Genomic DNA, 18,031 nt, shown 5'->3' with positions numbered 1-18,031 from the left:
TGTATGCCGCCTGCCGTACGCAATCTGTTGAAAATGGGAAGCTGGGCACTGGCCCTGTGGATTTTTTTCGCTGTGCTCACCCCGCGACTGGTAGCGCTGTCGCCCGCCTGGCAACACTATGATGCCGTGCAGGAACAATACGGCCTGGACAGCGGCGCGCTGTACTATTCCGACGTGCCCGTCACCCAGGAGGCTGAGGACGCCGTTGGACGCGCCGTACGCGCCGGCATGCAGGAACGGCACATGCTGGCGGCCGGACGTTGACGATGGGGACTCGGCGAATGCGCTACGTGGTCAGTGCCTGTTTGGCCGGACAGGCTTGCCGCTATGACGGCGGCAGCAATCCCTGTCCGGCGGTGATTCGTCTGGTGGAAGAGGGGCGGGCCGTTCCGGCATGTCCGGAAGGTTTGGCCGCCCTGCCGGTTCCCCGCCCGCCCTGTGAACAGGCGGGGGGACGGGTATTTTCCCGCGACGGGCGGGATCTGAGCGAGGATTTTTTGCGCGGTGCGCGGCTGGCCCTGCGCAAGGCGTTGGAGCAGAACTGTGCGGCGGCCATTCTCAAGAGCCGTTCACCATCCTGCGGCTTCGGCCTGATCTATGACGGTACGTTCAGCCATAGGCTGTGTCCCGGCGAGGGAGTATGGGCTCGGCTTTTGCGGGAAGAGGGCATAGAACTGTACAGCGAAGAGTCTTTGCCGCCGGAATTGGGCGAAGAAAAGAAAGACCAGCAGTAGCCGCGCTCAGCAGCTTTTTTGTTCAGTAGAGGTGATATGCGGAGCATTTCACAACCCCGCCTCTGATATGCCCCGGGTCCGCTCCGGCGCGATGCCTCGCCTTGCAGCTTCTCATCCTCTCGTGCGATAGTCACGCTTTTCTGATCAGCGCGTTGTTGCAGAGTCTTCCAGCATTACTCCGCCTTGGGCTCGGCCAGGATGCCGCGTCGGGCCATTTCCGCCACGGCCTTGCGGCAGAATTCCGGCAGCAGGGCTTCCGCCCGCGGGCTCAGCCCCACATGCATAGTCTTATAATCAAAGGGCTGCAGGCCGATGACAACCGCTTCCGGTCTGTGTCCGGCCAGATCACAGGTGATCAGCGTGTCCAGCAGGTCCGTCTGATGCATGGAATCGCGGAAACTCAGGCTCTTGCGCAAATCCTCGCCCTCCAGCAGATAGACTGTCCCCGGCGCTTCAGGTCCCAGCACCACGTCCAGCACCACCAGAAAGTCGCACTCCTGCAGTTCCGGCATCAGCATCAGACCCTGGGTGCCCCCGTCCATCAGGCGGACATGCGCGGGCCAGCGGTAGTGGGCTTCCAGGTATTCCACGGCCCGTACGCCGAAGCCCTCATCCGTCAGCAGAATGTTGCCCACGCCCAGAATCAGTACCCTTTTGTCGTTCACGCGTCCCCCTGACGGTTTGGAGAAGGAGAGGATCAGAAAAAGGGCGGGGAATTACCCCGCCCTTGTACAGACTGTGCAAAACCCGGTCTACAGAACCTTGAACTTGTGCACTTCGTTGGTTTCTCCGTCGATCACATGCACGGCACAGGCGATGCAGGGGTCGAAGGAGTGGATGACGCGCAGGATTTCCACCGGACGCTTGGGATCAGCCACCGGCGTACCCGCCAGGGCTTCCTCGGCCGCGCCGGGCACGTTCTTGCCGTCCCGCGGTCCCAGGTTCCAGGTCGTGGGCACCACAAGCTGGAAGTTGGCGATCTTGGCGTCGGCATCAGTCCGCAGCCAGTGGGAGAGGCCGCCGCGCGGCGCGTTGACAAAGCCCACGCCCTTGGCGTCCTTGGGCGCGTCGTAGTTCTCCACGATCTGCTTGTCTTTGGTGATGTTATCTTCGTATTCATTCAGCCAGGTTTCGATCTGCTGGGCAATGGCCAGGGTTTCGATACCACGCGCGGCCGTGCGTCCAGCTTATCCTGGCCGTAGACCACCAGGCCCCGCCGGACCCCCAATCCCGCCAGCACCTGAGCCAGGGGGCCGGTTTCCACGGAAATGCCGTTATAACGCGGGGCCTTGAGCCAGGAGTAACGGTCCGTGTCGCCCATACTGGTGAAGGCGGGCTTGGTTTCGCCCTGATAGGGCGGCAGAGCCTTATCCCCTTCGTACCAGCTGTGGCGAACGTGTTCCTCGATCTTGGAAGGATCAAAGCCTTGGGGATTGCCGATCTTGCGGTCCAGAATGACGCCCGGCTTGAACCAGCGCTTCTGCAGATCGCGTTCGCCGCCGGGGGCCGGGAATTCGCCGAAGGCCATGAAGTTGTGCGTGCCGCCGTAGGTGGCGCATTCCTTGTAATTGGCGGCCACAGCGAGCAGATCCGGGATGTAGTAGTTTTCGATAAAGGCGCGGGTCTTCTTGTAGAGTTCCTTGAACTCCTTGATCCGCTCGGGGGTCAGGGCGTCGTAACAGGTCACGCCGCCGCCCACGGTGAACTGGGTGTGAGGATTTTTGGCCCCGAAGACGGCCATGGCCCGCGCCGCTTCCACCTGGACGCGCAGGGCCTGCAGATAGTCGGCCGTGGCGATCAGGTTGAGTTCCGGGCTCAGGGTATAAGCCGGATGGCCGCCCAGGAAGTAGGCGTTGGTAAAGGGGCCGAGCTGGCCGCTGTCCACAAAGGTTTTAAGTTTGCTCTGGACGGCCTTGTAATCGTCGGCCGTAACCTTGCGCGCGGAAATAGAAGTGGCGATCTTGGCCGCCTTGGCCGGATCGCCCTGCAGAGCGCCGGTCACATCCACAAAGTCCAACGCGTGCAGGGCATAGAAATGCACCAGATGGTCATGCAGGAACTGCATACCCAGCACCAGATTGCGGAGATAGGTGGCGTTGGCCGGGATAGGCTTGTTGATGGCGTCTTCCAGCGCGCGGGTGGAGGCCAGGGCGTGCGTGTAGGTACAGACGCCGCAGGTACGCTGAGTAAAATGCTGGGCGTCGCGCGGGTCGCGGCCCTTGAGAATGAGTTCCAGGCCGCGGAACAAGGTGCCGCAACTGCGGGCTTCCTTGATCTTGCCCTTTTCCACTTCCACTTCAATACGCAGATGCCCCTCGATACGGGTCAGCGGATCCACTACCACAGGGCCGGTGTAATCGCTCTGGGGCGCTTTGATGACTCCGCTCATAACTTCCCCCCTAGTTCTGGTAGAATGGCGTCATTTCGTCCCAGAAGCCGGGCTCGCTGCAACCGATGCAGGGATGTCCGGCGCCCACCGGCCAGTTGGTCTGATTGAACAGAGCCTTGGGACAGTTGTTGTACGTCTGGGGGCCTTTGCAGCCCACTTCATACAGACACCAGCCCTTGCGGGCTTCTTCGGAGTTGAAGGAGGGCGCGAATTCGCCGGCATCGAAATGTTTACGGCGTTCGCACAGATCATGCACGCTCTGACCGTAGAACATGAGCGGGCGGCCGTTTTCGTCCAGTTCGATTTTCTGGCCCTTGAGGAAGGCCACCAGGGTACCCACCAGATTGAGCGGGTTGGGCGGGCAGCCGGCGATATTGATGGCCTTGACGCCCAAGTCGCCAAAAGCGTCGTTGACGCCCTTGGCCGCCGTGGGATTGGGCTTGGCGGCCTGCACGCCGCCGTAGCAGGCGCAGGTGCCCATGCTTACCACGGCCTTGGCCTTGGGCAGAATGCCCTTACAGATGTCGTACATGGTCTTGCCGCTGATGTAGCCGTATTTGCCCTCCATGGCTGTGGGGATGGCCCCTTCCACGATGCAGATAAAGCCTTCGGGGGCGGTGACGGCTTGGTGCAGGGCCTCTTCCGCGGCTTCGCCGGCGGCGGCCATGATGGTTTCATGGTAATCCAGGGAAATGGTATCCATGATCAGGCTGTCGATGAAAGGTTTATAAGTGCGCAGCAGGGCTTCGGAACAGCCCGTGCATTCAGCGGCGTGCAGATACACGACCGAAGGACGACGGCCTGTCAAAGCCGCGGCCACGTCCGAGGCGAAGGCCGGGCCCATGCCCATGGTCACCGCCACCGCCGTACAGAATTTCATGAAATCGCGGCGGCTGATGCCCTGGCGTTCTAAACGCTCCTCTCCGCTTTGTTTGCCCAGACCCACGGCAATACGCATAATAGCCTCCTGGCAAAGGTGAGTGAAAGGCTGAACGGAAACCCTGCCACAGAGTTTCCCTTGCTGAGCACAGGGCAGATCTCCGTCGCGGAAAAGAGCGGTACGCTTCCGGAATATAACGTCCGTTGCGCCTGCGGCGGCTGTCTGTGCAAGATGTCAGCAATCACTTTCGGATGGCGTGCCATCCTCACGAACAATGGCGGCTACGGAGACATTGCCCTGTCCTGTCCCGAACAAAGGGGACAACCACCATTTGCAATTGAGAATATACCCTGAAAGATGAAGGGTCAATAGGGAGAAAATTTTTTTGTTGTCATTTGCGCGTGCCGTCACAAGGGAAAAGCCGGACAGTTGCCTTGGCCGGGCGCATGGGATAGTTTGCTGCCGCGACATGCCTGTATGACATGATGCCGGCGGCCCGCCGGTACGCTGTGGAGCGGTTCCGCATCTCCGGCGTCGGAGCATCTTGTCAATGAAATTGCGTAGGATGCCTGGCGGTATTGCTTACCGGAACTATTTTTTTTCAGAATGAAAATGCCCCCAGGTCGCGCGGACATTCAGCCCTATTCCGAGGAACGCAACGCCATGAAACTGGAATCTCTTTGCCTGCACGCCGGTTACAGCCCTGAAAACGGCCAGCCGCGCGTCTTGCCCATTGCCCAGAGCACGACATTTAAATATGACTCCACGGCCGAGGTGGCCAAATTGTTCGATCTGGCCGAAGCGGGCTTTTTTTATACCCGCCTGGGCAACCCCACCGTGGACGCCGTGGAGCGGAAAATCGCCGCTCTGGAGGGCGGAGTGGGCGCTTTGTGCACCTCGTCGGGCCAGGCCGCCAGCATGCTTGCCGTGCTGAACCTGGCGCAGAGCGGTGAGCACGTGGTCAGCGCGTCCAGCATTTACGGGGGGACATTCAACCTCTTTGCGGTGACCTTGAAGAAGCTGGGCATTGAAGTGACGTTTGTGGATCAGACCGCTTCCGACGAAGAACTGGAAAAGGCTTTCCGGCCCGACACCAGAGCGGTGTTCGGCGAGACCCTGACCAATCCCTCCATGGACGTGCTGGATATCGAGCGCTTCGCCAAACTGGCCCATCGGCACAGGCTGCCGCTGATCGTGGACAATACCTTTGCCACGCCCGTGCTCTGCCGCCCCTTTGCCTTCGGGGCGGATATCGTGGTGCATTCCACCACCAAATATATGGACGGGCATGCCCTGCAGATGGGCGGCGTCATTGTGGACAGCGGCAACTTTGACTGGACCTCGGGCAAATTCCCGGAATTCACCGAGCCCGACCCCTCCTATCACGGCCTGATCTACAGCGAAACCTTCGGCAGGGCCGCCTACATCGTCAAGGCGCGCGCGCAGCTTATGCGCGACATGGGCTGCTGCCAGACGCCGCAGGGCGCGTTCTACATCAATCAGGGGCTGGAAACCCTGCCTCTGCGCATGGAAAAACATTGCCGTAACGCCGAGGCCGCTGCCCGCTATCTTGCGGGGCATGACAAGGTGGAGTCGGTGAAGTATCCCCGTCTGCCCGGCAATCCCAACAAGGCCCTGGCCGACAAGTACCTTTCCGAGGGATGCAGCGGCGTGGTGTCCTTTTCGCTCAAGGGAGGACGGGAAGCCGGAGCGCGCTTCATCGACAGCCTGAAAATGATTTCCCTCCAGGTGCATGTGGCGGATATCCGCACCTGCGTGCTGCATCCGGCAAGCTCCACCCATCGCCAGTTGAGCGACGAACAGCTGCGGGAGGCGGGCATTACGCCCGGCATGGTGCGCCTTTCCGTGGGGCTGGAAAATCTGGACGACATTCTGGCGGATCTGGACCAGGCCCTCGAACAGGCCTGAGTCATTCCGTCCGGACGGCATATGCAGTGGGGAGGTCTGGGCCTTCCCACTTTTTTACGCTCTTTTTGTTCTTCGTTCGCAAGCGGGATGGTGCCGGACGCGGATTCCGCTCCGGGAACCTGAGCGAAACGCGTATGTTAGGGAGCAGCCAGACAGTTTCAATGCGATGATAGCGTCCGCCGTGTATTTCCTTCTGGCGTTTTAATCCGTCAGAGCGGAATCCTGGCCGAATTTTTCGTAAAAAGCCTTTTCCGCCTGCGAATCCCCGATGAGATACATTTCCTCGCCTTCCTCGAAAACGTGGCCGGGATCGGGATTGATATGCATTTCTCCGTCCGTGTCGCGCAGGGCCACCACACTGCAATGGGTCAGGCTGCGGATGCCGCTGCCCATGAGCGGTTTGCCCGCGAGGCTCTTGCCCACGGCGCTGCGGAAAATGTTCAGACCTTCGTTGATCATGGTCACTTTGCCGGGAGCCAGCAGATTGATGATGCTGTTGGTGACCATGGATGCCAGGGAAAGCACCAAATCCGCCCCGGCAGCGTGCAGGATGCCCACGTTGCGGTCGAGGGTGGCGCGGCTGATGATCTGGATGTCCTCGCGCAGGCGGCGGCAGTAAAGGGTCAGATAAATATTGGTGTCGTCGTCATGGGTGGTGATGAGCACCGAGGGCGGTATTCGCGGCCGCTGGCGTGCAGCTGGCGTGCGGCTGCCAGGCCCACCCGCCCGCAGCCGAGGATGACCACCGGCGCGTCATTGCAGGTATTCTTGGCGGGATCGCACGGTCCCAACAGGTGATTGACGGCGTCGATCTGCTGGTAGGTACCGGCGATGACCATAACCATGGTATCCGTGAACACCGTGTCCGGAGCGGGCAGTACGAATTTGCCGCGCTCCCACAGACCGATGACATTGGCGCCGGTGGCGTTGCGCAGGCCGCTTTCGCGCAGAGATTTGCCCACCAGCGGCGTGCGCATGACCGGAGCTTCGGCCACCACCAGTTCATTGAAGCGGCTGATGACGCTGGAGCGGGCCTGGGAGTTGAGCACGCGGCGGGCCAGGGCTTCTCCCAGAAGTTTATGAAACTGAAAGACACGGCTGCTGCCCGCCAGTTGCAGTATGTCGATGGCGTCTTCGCTCTGGGCCGCGGCCACGATGGGCACCTTGGCGTCCACGTCGCGGGCGGTGAACACGATGTTGGTGTTGCGCACGTCGCTGTCCAGGGCCACCAGCATGGCGGCCTCGGACAGGCGCAGGTTGCGGTAGACCTCGCTGGAGTCGTGTTCGCCCACCACCGCGTCATAGCCCTGATCCAACAGGTCCAGGGTGGTCTGGCTGTCACGGCAGAGCAACACGCAGTGCGCGCCGTAATTTTTCAGATCGTCCACCAGGTTGAGGGCAATGGGACTGGTGCTGACCACAATGACGTGTCCCTTGGTATCCGCGGGAATGGAGCGGGGCGTATGGCCCTTTTTCTGGGCTTCCAGCCAGGGGGCGTAAAAAAACTGGATGAAGGTGAAGGGCAGCATGATCAGGAGCAGCAGCACGCCGGACATGAGCACCACGATGGAGAAAACCCGTCCCAGATCGGAAGTGAAGGTAATGTCGCCGAAGCCCAGGGTGGACATGACCGTCAGCGTCCAGTACACGCCGGTCACCCAGGAGAAGCTGCGGTGCTCGTATTGCATGATGTAGTGAAACAGAATGCTGTAGAGGGCGATAAGGCCCAGCAGCATGGCGAAAAAGCGCAGCAGAAAACCCATGTTGCGGCGCACGCTGTGCTGCTGCATGAACAGGGTGATCTGGGACGAAAGGAATTTCATGGCGACTCAAGGGGGAGGGTGAAGGTGAAGGACACTTGAAATCGGACGAGGCTGCTCCTGAGAGGTTGTCATCAATCCGGGCCGTTCCGTCAAGCGCGGAATGGCGCGCCGGGGCCGGATACGTCACAGGCCGGCGCGTTGCGGCGTCGGCCTGTGCGGAGCCAGGAGCGGTTCAACCTTAGAGCAGTTAACACTTGAAATGCTCGTTTGCGGCGAGCAAAGCCCGCCTGCTCGCATTGCGCGGCAAGGAGTTGCAGACAATGCCGCGACGCGTTTTATAATCAGAGGCTGCGTTCTTCCAGGCCGCCGCTCTTGCCGGCCGGGGCTTTTTTCGGCGGTTCAGTGACGGTTTGCAGGCCGGGCACCACATCCTGCACCTCCGTGGAGGGCTGCAGGGGATCGGCGGCCGCACGCTCAATGACTTTGCTGTTGCGCACGTAAAGATTGCAGGCCAAGCCGAAGCATTCCCACACGGCGGCCACCGTGCCCTTGAGCGGTTCGCGCTCGTTGCGAGGCGGCGGCACGAGCACGTAATAGGTGCGGGTGCGTCCGCCCATCTTGGGTTCCACCAGGCAGGAGACGATCCACTCGTCCTCGCCGTCATCGTTCCAGTCGGCAATGGCCACCATATTGACGGTGAGTTTCTGGGTGGCGTGGTTGATGCTGAAGCCGTTGGGCCAGTGCTTTACCCGGCTGTCGGGTTGCAGGGTGGCGGCAAAGTTTTCCCCCAGGTAGACATGGCCGGAATCGCCGAACATGAAGGAGGGCGAGAGCCTGCGGAAGAGCGTGTCCCCGTAGTTGCTGAAACCGGCGAAGGAGAAGGGCGCCACGTAGGCGCCGTCGTTGTCCAGCAGGCGGCGGGCCTGCAGTTCCTTGGGCATATGCCGGGCCATCTGGACGAATTCTTCTTTTTCCACCACAACCACAGGGCGGGTGGCGCAGCCGAACAGCAGCCCGCCCAGGCAGAGCAGGGCGCACAAACGCGGTATGGACATGGTTTCTCCTGTGCCGGAGCGCCGTTATCGGGATATTCCCTGCCGCTCCGGAAACTTCGCCTTTGTATGCGCCCGAACCGGGCTTGTAAAGGGTGAACTGAATGCTGGTACAATATCTGCATATTTTTTTCAGTTTTGTTTTTCTGACATTTTGATCTGCCGAGGCGCATATGGCGGAATCGTTGTATCTGGAAATGCCCGCGCGGAAAAAGTCCCCGGCCGGGGGGCTGTTTCGCCGGGTTCGGCTTGTCCTCTGTCTGGCTGCGACGCTTGCCCTGCTGGCGGGGTTTTGGTGGTGGCTGGCGGGCGGCCGGGTGGACAGCGTCCGGGCCGTGCTGGACGGCATGGCCTACACGGTTTCGCCAGAATTTTCGGCCCGGCTGGAAGCCCTGAGCGTGCGCGAGGGCGATAGTGTCACGGCTGGCCAGCCCGTGGGGCGCATGGACACGGGCGATTATGCCCGGCATCTGCGGGAAGCCGGGCAAGAAGCGGCTTCCCTGCGCCCGCCGGATATGGCGGAAATGGCCGGTCGCCTCAGGCAGGCCCAGGAAGCGGAAAGAGATATGGTGCAGCGTCTGGCCCAGGCCCGGCATGAGGAAGAAGCCAAGCGGCGCCGGCGCGAAGAGCGCGTGACCGAACATGTGCGGGCCCAGCTCAATCTGCGCTCTCTGGACAGCCGGGGCGGCGAGCGCGCGGCGGGCAAAAGCCGCTATGCCGCGGCGCAACGGGCCGAGGCCGAGGCGCGCGCCCGCATGGAAGACGCCAAGGCGGATTTTGAACAGGTCAGCCGCATGCGTGCGGCCATGGATCAGGAATTGGGCCGGGTCCGCGATGAGGTGCTGCGGGCCAAGCAACTGGTTTCGCGCAACCGCTATGCCGCGCCTGGAAGCTCCCGTGCGGCCGCGCCTCTGCCCGCGCGGGCGGACGGCACGTTGTACGCGCCGGTGAACGGCCGCGTGCTGCGGGGCAGCGCCGCGCCCGGCCAGGTGGTGCAGCGCGGCGAGCCTGTACTGCTGATTCTGCCGGAAGGCGCGGACGCGGCGCAATCCTTCTGGGTACAGGCTTACTTTCCTCTGGCCGCCGGAGAAGCCATCAGGGCGGGGCAGGCCTGCGAGGTCCGTCTTACGCCCGACGGCATGCGCCTGAGCGGCACAGTGGCCGAAGTGCTTGCCCCGCAGCCCCTGCCCAGCGGCCAGGCGCAAGAGATGACTCGGGGACTGACGCAAAAGGTCAGAACGGAAGTCAGCGGCGCGACGCTTTTTCTGCCCGTGCGGATCAGACTTGACGCCCCCCCGCCCGCCGATCTGCTGCCGGGCCAGCCGGTGGACTGCGTGGTCAGGACGCGCAGCATCCTGGGCTTCAGCGGCTTTTAGAGCATTTCAGCTTGAAATGCTCTACGCCGAACACGGTGAGGCGCGCCGCGAAGACCGACCTGATAGGCGGCCCGTAGGGCCGTGCCTGTAGCCCAAAGGGCGTGCAGGCATCGAGAGCAACGCGGCGTGGATTCCGGCAAAGCAATCGAAGGCAGCCCGAAGGGCTGTCCCCGTTGGCGACAACGGAACCATATGGGGATCTACAGCAGCGGCAACCGCGTTTTTTGCCGGAATGACCCCTTTGAAACGTGTAGCGTTTCTGCTCCAGAGTGTATCGCCCGGCCTATGTTCAGGCTTCCAGTTCCGCCAGATGCCTGCGGGCGAAATCCAGGGAGGGATCCAGTTTCAGCGCGGTGCGCAAATGCCGGGCCGCTTCTTCCTTTTGGCCCAGGAATTTTCGGCAGAGGCCCAGGTTGGCCAGATCCAGGGCCGAGCCCTTGTCCACTCTGAGCACCGCCGCAAAGGCTTCGGCGGCTTCAGCGTAACGCCCTGTCTTGAAGCGGGCAACGCCCAGAAGATTGCCGTATTCCTTCATTTCCGGACAGAGTTCCACGGCCCGGGCCAAGGCTGGCAGGGCTTCCTGCCAGCGGCCCTGCAAGGTGTCCGCGTACCCGGCATAAAAAGCGGCCAGGGCGGCGGCGTCGTTGTCGGGCTGCAAGGGCCGGGCGGTATTGAAGAGATCGCGCGCGGCGTCCCACTGTTCCGCGCGCAGGGCCAGCATGCCCCGGAAAAAAGGCAGGAAGTGCGCCTGCGGATAACATTCCTCCAGCACCGCCAACCCGGCCAGGGCCTGGTCCGCGTCGGCCTCTTCGGCCAGCTTGCGGCCCACAAAGAGGCCCAGGCTCTGGTTGCGGTCCCGTTCGCGGAAGGACAGGCCCGGCGCAATGCTGTAATGGGCCGGAACGCCCAGGCCGGGGTGGGTCGTCTCCACCGCATAGACTTCCAGCGGCGCAAGGCCGCGCAGGGCTGCCAGCAGTTCATCGCGGATATCGCCGCTTTCCACGCCGGGCAGGCTATTCAGAGCCACCACCGGGCCTTCCAGCAGCCAGGCGGCCTGCTCCAGGCTGGCGAACTTGGGCAGGCCCGAGGCTTCATAGCAGGCCTGGGTGCAGAAATCACCGGCCAGCTGGGCCACTTCGGTAACCGCGCGGATGGCCGCCTTGGCCGGAGAAGCCGCTGTGCCCGCCGTAAAAACAATCTCCGAACGTTGCGGAAAGGTGGCCGGATCCCAGGCCAGAGCCGCCACCGTGGGCAGCGGCATGCCCAGGGAAAAATCCTTGAGAACCAGGCGCACGCCCTCCCGTTCGAAAGCGCGGAGCAGCTCTCTCAAAATCGGGTCGTCGCAATCGGCCGGGTCAATGGTCGGCGTTTGCGGGCGTTCGCGGTCCGCCCGGCAGCAGACGTGCCGTTCCACCAGTTCGCTCAGACCCTGCAAAAGGGATTCCTCGGCGCTGTTGCCCGCCGAGGTGCCGTTGAATTCGCTGAGCAGCTTGAACCAGTCCAAAGGCAGCCAGACCGTGCGCCCGCTCAGCAGGTGGGTGGCCGGGTAGAACTGCCAGGGCGTCAGGTCCAGCACGCGCCGGGCCTGTTCCGGGGCAAGCTGATCGTCCACGGAGCGGAGCATGGCTTCCAGAGGCAACAGCCGGTCGCCGAAACGGGTTTCTGCTTCGCTCCAGGTGGCCCGGATCATGTGCGGGCGCTCCTGCCAGAAGCTGAAAAAGGCGAAACGCTCCATAAGCTCCATCAGGGCCGACGCCCGCGCCTGTTCCGGAGAGGAGCCCTTGCCCATCTGCTTTCGGGTGGGCATGATCTCGCGGGCGTCCGCGCCGCAGACGCTGAGATAGACCGGAATGCCCAGACGGCCCACGTCCACCCGGCGGGTTTCCGCCAGAATGTCCAGCTTCACGGCGGCCAGGCGTTCCCGCACATGGGCGATGGTCTGAGCCGGGCTGACGGCTTTGTCCAGGTCCTTGGTGTAGCCCTTGGGACAGGGGGTCAGCCGGATAATCGGCAGGGTTTTGCTCATGGCCGCTCCAGAATCAGAATGCTGTAGATGCGCCGTTGCTCCTCGCCGTTCTCGTCGCGGCTTTTGACGCCGATGCGGCCTTCCGTGAGTTTGAAGGATTTGGCCGCCAGCTTGGCGAAATGGGGCTTGGCCCGGGCCAGATCCGTGCAGAACAGGGCTTTGCCGCCGGGGGCCAGATGCCGGTCCACGAATTTGAGCAAAGGCCGGTGCAGCTCGTCCAGATAAAGGAGCTCCGAGGCGGCGATCAGATCAAAGCCGTCGCTGAAGCGCGGGTCGCGGCCCGGCGTGGTCACATCCACAAAACGGACTTCCACCTGATCCTGAAGGTTGTTGCGCAGCACATTGGCCTTGGCGAAGCGCAGGGCGTCCTCCACAATGTCGCTGAGGACGATGCGCTTGAAGCCATAGCGCGCGGCCACCATGCTGAGGATGCCGCAGCCCGCGCCCAGCTCCAGCAGATTTTTGCCCTCGGGTTCATACTTGCGCAGCAGACGGCCCAGTACAAAGGAGCCCGGCCAGACTTTTGCCCAGAGCGGCAGATCCTTGAGCGGATTATGGATGGCCTTGCGTTGCAGCAGACCGTCCAAGTGAGCCTGCATATTGCGGATGGTCAGCACTTCCAGAGCTCCGTCGTCCACCTGAAGGGGTTCGAAATCCACATCAAACGTCGTGCGGATGGCCGCAAGAAGGCTGTCGAGATCGTCAGTCTGGGGCATGGGTATTCCTTGGTGCTGTGATAATGTAATATGCGGTGGGATGAACTGGGTATGTACAGCGAGTTCGGCCACAAATCAATCCGTGGCGGCATTACGGACCGGGCGGCTGCGGCCCCCGGGCGTGAAGCCCGTCCTTGTTTTTCCGCACGGCGGCGGCTACCATGGTTTGCCGTAGCGGGCAAGGGGCGGCCCCGGCCTGCCGCGGAGGCGGACAAGCCGCGCACGACAGAAAGGAATGGATCGGATGAAACAGATTTTCCGTCTGGATATTGTGGCTCAGGAAGAGGATTTTGACCGGATCAGCGGCCTGCTGACGCTGGGGGTGTCCTTCGGCTGGGAGGAGGAAAGCCTGCCCACGGGTGAAACGCGCTTCCGCGTACACTGTGACCAGGAAGACTTTCTCCAGAAATTGCGGGAAAGCGTGTCGTGCGCCGCGCCCGAGGCGCGCTGCACCCTGGAGGCGCTGGAGGCCCAGGACTGGCTCTCGGCCTGGCGGCAGTTTTTCACGCCGGTCTGCTGCGGCTCGCGTTTTGTGGTCTTGCCGCCCTGGCTGGCCGAAAGCCCGGACTTTCCGGGCCGCACGCCCGTTCTCATCGAACCCAAAAGCGCCTTCGGCACCGGACATCACGCCACTACGGCCCTGTGCCTTGGGGTTGTGAGCGGCCTGCTGGACCAGGGACGTATCTCATCCGGCCAGACTTTTCTGGATCTGGGCACGGGTTCCGGCGTGCTGGGCATAGCCTGCTGCAAAAGCGGTCTCAGCGGTCTGGGGTTGGACATTGATCCTCTGGCTGTGGACAATGCCCTGGAAAACCGGGAACTCAATCAGGTGCGCGGTTTTGACGTGGCACTCGGCGGCATAGAGGTTGCTGTGGGCCGCAGCTTTGATCTGGTGCTGGCCAATATCCTGGCCCGCCCTTTGACGGATCTGGCTTCGGCCGTGGCCGCCGCCCGCAAGCCCGACGGCTGTCTGGTGCTTTCCGGCCTGCTGGAGATCCAGGCCGACGGTGTGGAGGCCGCCTACAAGGCGCAGGGCCTGCCGACGGCCCGGCGGGTCATTGAGGGAGAATGGTGCGCCCTGGTCTGGGAGTAAGCCGGGGCCGATGATCGTTGTTAACTTCGTCTTGTCAGTAATAATTATTGACAATTTAAAATGCTTGAGGCAGGCTATTCCTACCTAACATATAGTATAAGGAGTTCTTCATATGAATACTGTCACGTTTCAGGGCAACCCCCTGCATCTTGAGGGCGAACTGCCCGTCGTGGGCCAGAAAGCTCCGGATTTTGTTCTGGCCGCCAATGACTTGAGCCCGCGCGGCCTCAAGGATTACGCCGGTAAAGTGCTGGTTCTGGTCAGCGTGCCTTCTCTGGACACGCCGGTCTGCGATATGGAAGTGCGCCGCTTCAACACAGAAGCCGCCGGACTTTCCGACAAAGTGCGCATTGTGGCCGTAAGCTGCGATCTGCCTTTTGCCCAGGCCCGCTGGTGCGGCGCCGCAGGTGTCAAGGCCGTGGAAACCCTTTCCGACTACAAGGACACGAGCTTCGGAAAAAATTACGGCGTGCTGATCAAAGAATTGCGCCTGCTGGCCCGCGCCATCTTCGTGGTGGCTCCTGACGGCAGCCTGGCGTACAGTCAACTTGTGCCCGAAGTGACCAAGGAGCCCGATTACGATGCCGCCCTGGCTGCGGTAAAGAAGCTGGTTTAAGACGGGGAAAGTTCATCCGTCCGTGCAAAAAAGCCCCGCATCAAGCGGGGTTTTTTGCGTCAGCCTGATAACAAAAAAGGCTTTCTCCGTTCAGGGAAACGGCTTTGGGATGAAGCGTTTCAGGAGCGCTTGTCGCGCCCGCGTGTCGTGTCCCGCAACTCTCCGGCGCGCCGGATTTCCGGTCGCCGGGGTGTGGAAGGGTTGACGGCTTTCGCCGCCTGATGCCGTGCGGCGGGGCCGGGTGAACCCTCTTCATCCGGCGTTTCGTCCATGTTCCGTCCCGGAGCGGCGGAGTTGGACCTGCCTCTGTAAGATGCGGGCCGCGCCCAAGCCTCCACCTCCGGCGGAAGCTCCCTGCCGTTGAGGGCCGCCGTATATTCCTCTGTGTCGCCGGACTCCGGAGCGGAGCCGTGCCGCAGCCATGCGCGCAGCAGATCCGAAATGGGCCCGGCATCGGCGCGGCACGTCAGAAGCATGCCCGCCTGCCAGGCTTTATCCGAAACGTCCAGCGGATGGCTGCTGCCGTTCACAAGCGGCCGCCCGCCGGCGCCGTTTCCAAGGCGCGGGACAATTCGCAGGCGGCAGAATGAACCGTTCCGTTCGGCGCGCAGATCAATTTGGTCCGCCGGAAAAACGCGGAATTTCAGACGGCCCAGCCAGCGGCGGGACAGCAGGATTTCCCCTTTTTCCCGGTTCAGCAGCAAGACCGGACGCGCCGGACGGGAAGCGGCAAAACAGGACGCGGCGGCCAGCAGAAACCCGCCTGCCCCGGCCAGTGCCGCATGGTGCCGCTTGGACAGACCCACCAACAGAAGCAACAGGGCCAAGGCCAGAAATGCCGCTGCCAGAAAACGCGCCAGGCTGGCGGATCGGGCGGAACCGGCGGCCACAATGCGCAACGTGGCCGTGTCCGCCACGGACGGCCAGGGGAGTTCCATATCGGCCATATCCCGTGTTTGCTCTGGATGAAAAAGCCTTTCTCCGGTCCCGGAGAAAGGCTTTTGCGTTGTTGCGGAAATGTGGGCCGCTATTTGCCCATGGCGTTCATGAAATCCTTGTTGGACTTGGTGCCGCGCATTTTGTCCAGCAAAAATTCCATGCTGTCGATGGGCGACATGGGGGCCAGGATCTTGCGCAGAATCCAGACCCGGTTGAGCACGTCGTCGGCCAGCAGCAGGTCTTCCTTGCGGGTGCCGGTACGGTTGATGTCGATGGCCGGAAAGACGCGCTTTTCCGAAAGGTGGCGGTCCAGGTAGATTTCCATGTTGCCGGTGCCTTTGAATTCTTCAAAGATCACCTCGTCCATGCGCGAGCCGGTGTCGATGAGGGCCGTGGCGATGATGGTCAGGCTGCCGCCTTCCTCAATATTGCGGGCCGCGCCGAAAAAGCGCTTGGGGCGTTGCAGGGCGTTGGCGTCCAGACCGCCGGAAAGCACCCGGCCCGAGGAAGGCGTTACCGCGTTATAGGCCCTGCCCAGACGGGTGATGGAGTCGAGCAGAATGACCACGTCACGCTTGCGTTCCACCAGGCGTTTGGCCTTTTCCAGCACCATTTCACAGACCTGAACGTGGCGCTGCGGCGGTTCGTCGAAGGTGGAGCTGATGACTTCCGCCTTTTTGACAGTGCGTTCCATGTCCGTGACTTCTTCGGGGCGCTCGTCAATGAGCAGCACGATGAGGTAGACTTCGGGATTATTGGCGTTGATGGCGTTGGCCAGAGCCTGGAGCAGAATGGTTTTGCCGGTGCGCGGAGGGGCCACGATGAGGCCGCGCTGGCCGCGTCCGATGGGGGCCATGAGGTCGATGACCCGGTTGGAAAGATTTTTCTCGCCATTTTCCATGACGAGCTGATTATCGGGATAGATGGGAGTGAGATTGTCGAAAAGAACCAGGTTCTTGGCGTGTTCCGGGGGTTCAAAGCCTATTTCGGTCACCTTGAGCAGAGCAAAATAGCGTTCCCCCTCCTTGGGCGGCCTGATCTGGCCGGAAACGATATCCCCCTTACGCAACGAGAAACGGCGGATCTGGGAAGGAGAGACATAGATGTCGTCCGGCCCCGGCATGTAACTGCACAGCGGCGAACGCAGAAAGCCGAAACCGTCGGGCAGTATTTCCAGTACGCCGTCGCCGTAAATGGCGCCGTTTTGCGAAGCGCAGGTCGATAGCAGTGCGAAAATAAGCTCCTGTTTACGCATGGAGCTCGCATTTTCAATTTCAAATTGTTCGGCCAGCTCCATGAGTTCCTGCATGCTGCGGGTCTTTAAATCCGTAAGACTCATGACGCTGTCGGTCAACAGTGCGGGGGTCGTTTTCTTTTTACGCATAACGGTCCGATTTTTTGAAGCAACTACGTGAAAAAATATCTACAATGTCAAAAGGCATTGTAATACGGCAGGCAGAGTGTAAGGGAACGAAAAAGACGTGTGCCAATGCGATTAGCGTATCTTCGGCATTATGGCAAGGAAAAAATATAGGATATGCCGCTCAAATCTTACGGTCGCGATTATGTCCGCGAGGGAAAAACCCGCCTCAACAGCTTGTCGTCACCATATGCTCGCAGAGACCCTCAGTTGGCTACTGCCTCGGATTGGGGCGGCGGTGCGTAGCGTTCAAGCAGTTCCTCACGCAGGGAGTCTTCCGTCAAATGCAGCACTTCGGCCAGTTCGCCGGTCACCAGGCCCATGGCCTGTTCCTGCAGACGGCGTTCGCCGAAGGAAAGCTCCTTGCTGCGGCTGATGAGCAGCAACTCGCGCAGGACTTCCGTAACAACGGCAAGATCCGGACTTTTGAGGCGCTCGGAATATTCGCGGAAGCGCCGATTCCAGTTCTGTCCGGTATAGATTGTCTTATCGGTGTCGCCGCGCAGGGTCTCAAGAATGCCCCGAGCCACGGCCTCGGGAGTGAGGGTGCGCAAACCCACATTGGCGGCGTTGTTCACCGGGACCATCAGCGTGATATTGTTGGCGCGGATGCGGACAATATAGAATTCGCACGCGATGCCGCCGATATTCTGGCGGTCGATGCGCTCTATTTTGCCCACGCCCTGGGCCGGATAAACCACGAGATCGTCCGGTGCGAACATTATTTCACCACGCGTCCCACGGGGACGCAAGCTGCGCAGAGTTGCTCAAGTACTTGAGAGGGCCTCACAGGCGAAGCAAAATACGCGCGGAAAGCGGATCTCCGGCGAATTTCCGCCGCCTCGGGCGATGTGCCGGCTGCGCCCGGCCTCTGCCGATTCCCACAGGGAAAAGGGCGGAAAAGAGAACGAAATATACGTGAAGAGGCATGGATATAAATATCCACTCTCCAAAACAGATATCCCATTTGCGAACGGGTGTCCAGAGAAAGGGAAATTTGAGACATTCACCTTAACAATGATAAAAGTTCTTCAATACTACCATTAACTCGGAATCTTTGAAATAGTGCAAGAGATTTGTTCAACATATCAAGAGAGC

14 protein-coding genes and 2 pseudogenes are annotated in these 18,031 nt (G+C 61.3%); 6 read left to right on the top strand and 10 right to left on the bottom strand.

Annotated elements, in window-relative coordinates; genetic code table 11:
• Nucleotides 1-264 (top strand): hypothetical protein (locus KH208_RS13870; RefSeq protein ID WP_367114968.1); only part of this gene is annotated, 264 nt, incomplete at its 5' end.
• Between the two features lie 2 nt (nt 265-266).
• Nucleotides 267-734, top strand: coding sequence for a DUF523 domain-containing protein (locus KH208_RS13865; RefSeq protein WP_291437266.1), 468 nt, complete (start codon nt 267-269; stop codon nt 732-734).
• Nucleotides 735-907: 173 nt separating this feature from the next.
• Here KH208_RS13865 and KH208_RS13860 read toward each other — a convergent pair whose 3' ends face one another.
• From KH208_RS13860 to KH208_RS13850, 3 genes and pseudogenes are all read right to left on the bottom strand, one after another.
• On the bottom strand, nt 908-1,399 hold the full coding sequence (locus tag KH208_RS13860) for a HyaD/HybD family hydrogenase maturation endopeptidase (protein WP_291437265.1): 492 nt from the start codon (nt 1,397-1,399) through the stop codon (nt 908-910).
• An 87-nt stretch (nt 1,400-1,486) separates the two neighbouring features.
• Nucleotides 1,487-3,123: pseudogene (locus KH208_RS13855) on the bottom strand (nickel-dependent hydrogenase large subunit).
• Between the two features lie 10 nt (nt 3,124-3,133).
• Entirely contained in the window at nt 3,134-4,081 is a 948-nt protein-coding gene (locus KH208_RS13850) for a hydrogenase small subunit (RefSeq protein ID WP_062251942.1), read from the bottom strand.
• Nucleotides 4,082-4,666: 585 nt separating this feature from the next.
• Between KH208_RS13850 and KH208_RS13845 the strand changes: the two genes are divergently transcribed.
• On the top strand, nt 4,667-5,932 hold the full coding sequence (locus KH208_RS13845) for an O-acetylhomoserine aminocarboxypropyltransferase/cysteine synthase family protein (protein WP_291437264.1): 1,266 nt from the start codon (nt 4,667-4,669) through the stop codon (nt 5,930-5,932).
• Between the two features lie 201 nt (nt 5,933-6,133).
• Here KH208_RS13845 and KH208_RS13840 read toward each other — a convergent pair.
• Both KH208_RS13840 and KH208_RS13835 read right to left on the bottom strand, forming a co-directional pair.
• Nucleotides 6,134-7,755: pseudogene (locus tag KH208_RS13840) on the bottom strand (TrkA family potassium uptake protein).
• A gap of 281 nt (nt 7,756-8,036) precedes the next feature.
• Nucleotides 8,037-8,750, bottom strand: coding sequence for a hypothetical protein (locus tag KH208_RS13835; protein WP_291437263.1), 714 nt, complete (start codon nt 8,748-8,750; stop codon nt 8,037-8,039).
• 170 nt (nt 8,751-8,920) lie between these two features.
• Here KH208_RS13835 and KH208_RS13830 point away from each other — a divergent pair, with 170 nt between their 5' ends.
• The gene (locus tag KH208_RS13830) at nt 8,921-10,123 is read left to right on the top strand and encodes an HlyD family efflux transporter periplasmic adaptor subunit (RefSeq protein ID WP_291437262.1); all 1,203 of its coding nucleotides are present in this window, start codon (nt 8,921-8,923) and stop codon (nt 10,121-10,123) included.
• Between the two features lie 289 nt (nt 10,124-10,412).
• Here KH208_RS13830 and KH208_RS13825 read toward each other — a convergent pair whose 3' ends face one another.
• Together KH208_RS13825 and KH208_RS13820 are read right to left on the bottom strand one after the other, a co-directional pair.
• Entirely contained in the window at nt 10,413-12,149 is a 1,737-nt protein-coding gene (locus KH208_RS13825; RefSeq protein WP_291437260.1) for a YcaO-like family protein, read from the bottom strand.
• Entirely contained in the window at nt 12,146-12,865 is a 720-nt protein-coding gene (locus KH208_RS13820) for a methyltransferase domain-containing protein (RefSeq protein ID WP_291437258.1), read from the bottom strand. The genes KH208_RS13825 and KH208_RS13820 overlap by 4 nt, the downstream gene beginning before the upstream one ends.
• A 244-nt stretch (nt 12,866-13,109) precedes the next feature.
• Between KH208_RS13820 and KH208_RS13815 the strand changes: the two genes are divergently transcribed.
• Nucleotides 13,110-13,958 (top strand): 50S ribosomal protein L11 methyltransferase, encoded by an 849-nt coding sequence (locus KH208_RS13815; RefSeq protein ID WP_291437256.1) that lies wholly within the window; start codon nt 13,110-13,112, stop codon nt 13,956-13,958.
• 112 nt (nt 13,959-14,070) lie between these two features.
• Nucleotides 14,071-14,574: a thiol peroxidase gene (gene tpx, locus KH208_RS13810; RefSeq protein WP_291437254.1), complete on the top strand. Its 504-nt coding sequence runs from the start codon at nt 14,071-14,073 to the stop codon at nt 14,572-14,574.
• 119 nt (nt 14,575-14,693) lie between these two features.
• Here tpx and KH208_RS13805 read toward each other — a convergent pair whose 3' ends face one another.
• The 3 genes from KH208_RS13805 to KH208_RS13795 all read right to left on the bottom strand — a co-directional run bounded on the left by KH208_RS13805 (nt 14,694) and on the right by KH208_RS13795 (nt 17,655).
• Nucleotides 14,694-15,512, bottom strand: coding sequence for a hypothetical protein (locus tag KH208_RS13805; RefSeq protein WP_291437252.1), 819 nt, complete (start codon nt 15,510-15,512; stop codon nt 14,694-14,696).
• 89 nt (nt 15,513-15,601) lie between these two features.
• Nucleotides 15,602-16,897 (bottom strand): transcription termination factor Rho, encoded by a 1,296-nt coding sequence (gene rho / locus KH208_RS13800; RefSeq protein WP_008684374.1) that lies wholly within the window; start codon nt 16,895-16,897, stop codon nt 15,602-15,604.
• A gap of 242 nt (nt 16,898-17,139) precedes the next feature.
• Entirely contained in the window at nt 17,140-17,655 is a 516-nt protein-coding gene (locus KH208_RS13795; RefSeq protein ID WP_291437250.1) for a CarD family transcriptional regulator, read from the bottom strand.
• Nucleotides 17,656-18,031 lie beyond the last annotated feature (376 nt).

It is taken from the genome of Desulfovibrio sp., assembly GCF_018379785.1.
Taxonomy (GTDB): Bacteria; Desulfobacterota; Desulfovibrionia; order Desulfovibrionales; family Desulfovibrionaceae; genus Desulfovibrio.
This window is presented reverse-complemented; position numbering and strand designations above follow the sequence as displayed.

What these genes read in the sequence shown, in the direction of transcription:
- KH208_RS13865 (WP_291437266.1), top strand. Translation starts at nt 267, where the DNA reads ATGGGGACTCGGCGAATGCGCTACGTGGTCAGTGCCTGTTTGGCCGGA.
- KH208_RS13850 (WP_062251942.1), bottom strand. Translation starts at nt 4,081, where the DNA reads ATGCGTATTGCCGTGGGTCTGGGCAAACAAAGCGGAGAGGAGCGTTTA.
- KH208_RS13845 (WP_291437264.1), top strand. Translation starts at nt 4,667, where the DNA reads ATGAAACTGGAATCTCTTTGCCTGCACGCCGGTTACAGCCCTGAAAAC.
- KH208_RS13835 (WP_291437263.1), bottom strand. Translation starts at nt 8,750, where the DNA reads ATGTCCATACCGCGTTTGTGCGCCCTGCTCTGCCTGGGCGGGCTGCTG.
- KH208_RS13830 (WP_291437262.1), top strand. Translation starts at nt 8,921, where the DNA reads ATGGCGGAATCGTTGTATCTGGAAATGCCCGCGCGGAAAAAGTCCCCG.
- KH208_RS13825 (WP_291437260.1), bottom strand. Translation starts at nt 12,149, where the DNA reads ATGAGCAAAACCCTGCCGATTATCCGGCTGACCCCCTGTCCCAAGGGC.
- KH208_RS13820 (WP_291437258.1), bottom strand. Translation starts at nt 12,865, where the DNA reads ATGCCCCAGACTGACGATCTCGACAGCCTTCTTGCGGCCATCCGCACG.
- KH208_RS13815 (WP_291437256.1), top strand. Translation starts at nt 13,110, where the DNA reads ATGAAACAGATTTTCCGTCTGGATATTGTGGCTCAGGAAGAGGATTTT.
- tpx (WP_291437254.1), top strand. Translation starts at nt 14,071, where the DNA reads ATGAATACTGTCACGTTTCAGGGCAACCCCCTGCATCTTGAGGGCGAA.
- KH208_RS13805 (WP_291437252.1), bottom strand. Translation starts at nt 15,512, where the DNA reads ATGGAACTCCCCTGGCCGTCCGTGGCGGACACGGCCACGTTGCGCATT.
- rho (WP_008684374.1), bottom strand. Translation starts at nt 16,897, where the DNA reads ATGCGTAAAAAGAAAACGACCCCCGCACTGTTGACCGACAGCGTCATG.
- KH208_RS13795 (WP_291437250.1), bottom strand. Translation starts at nt 17,655, where the DNA reads ATGTTCGCACCGGACGATCTCGTGGTTTATCCGGCCCAGGGCGTGGGC.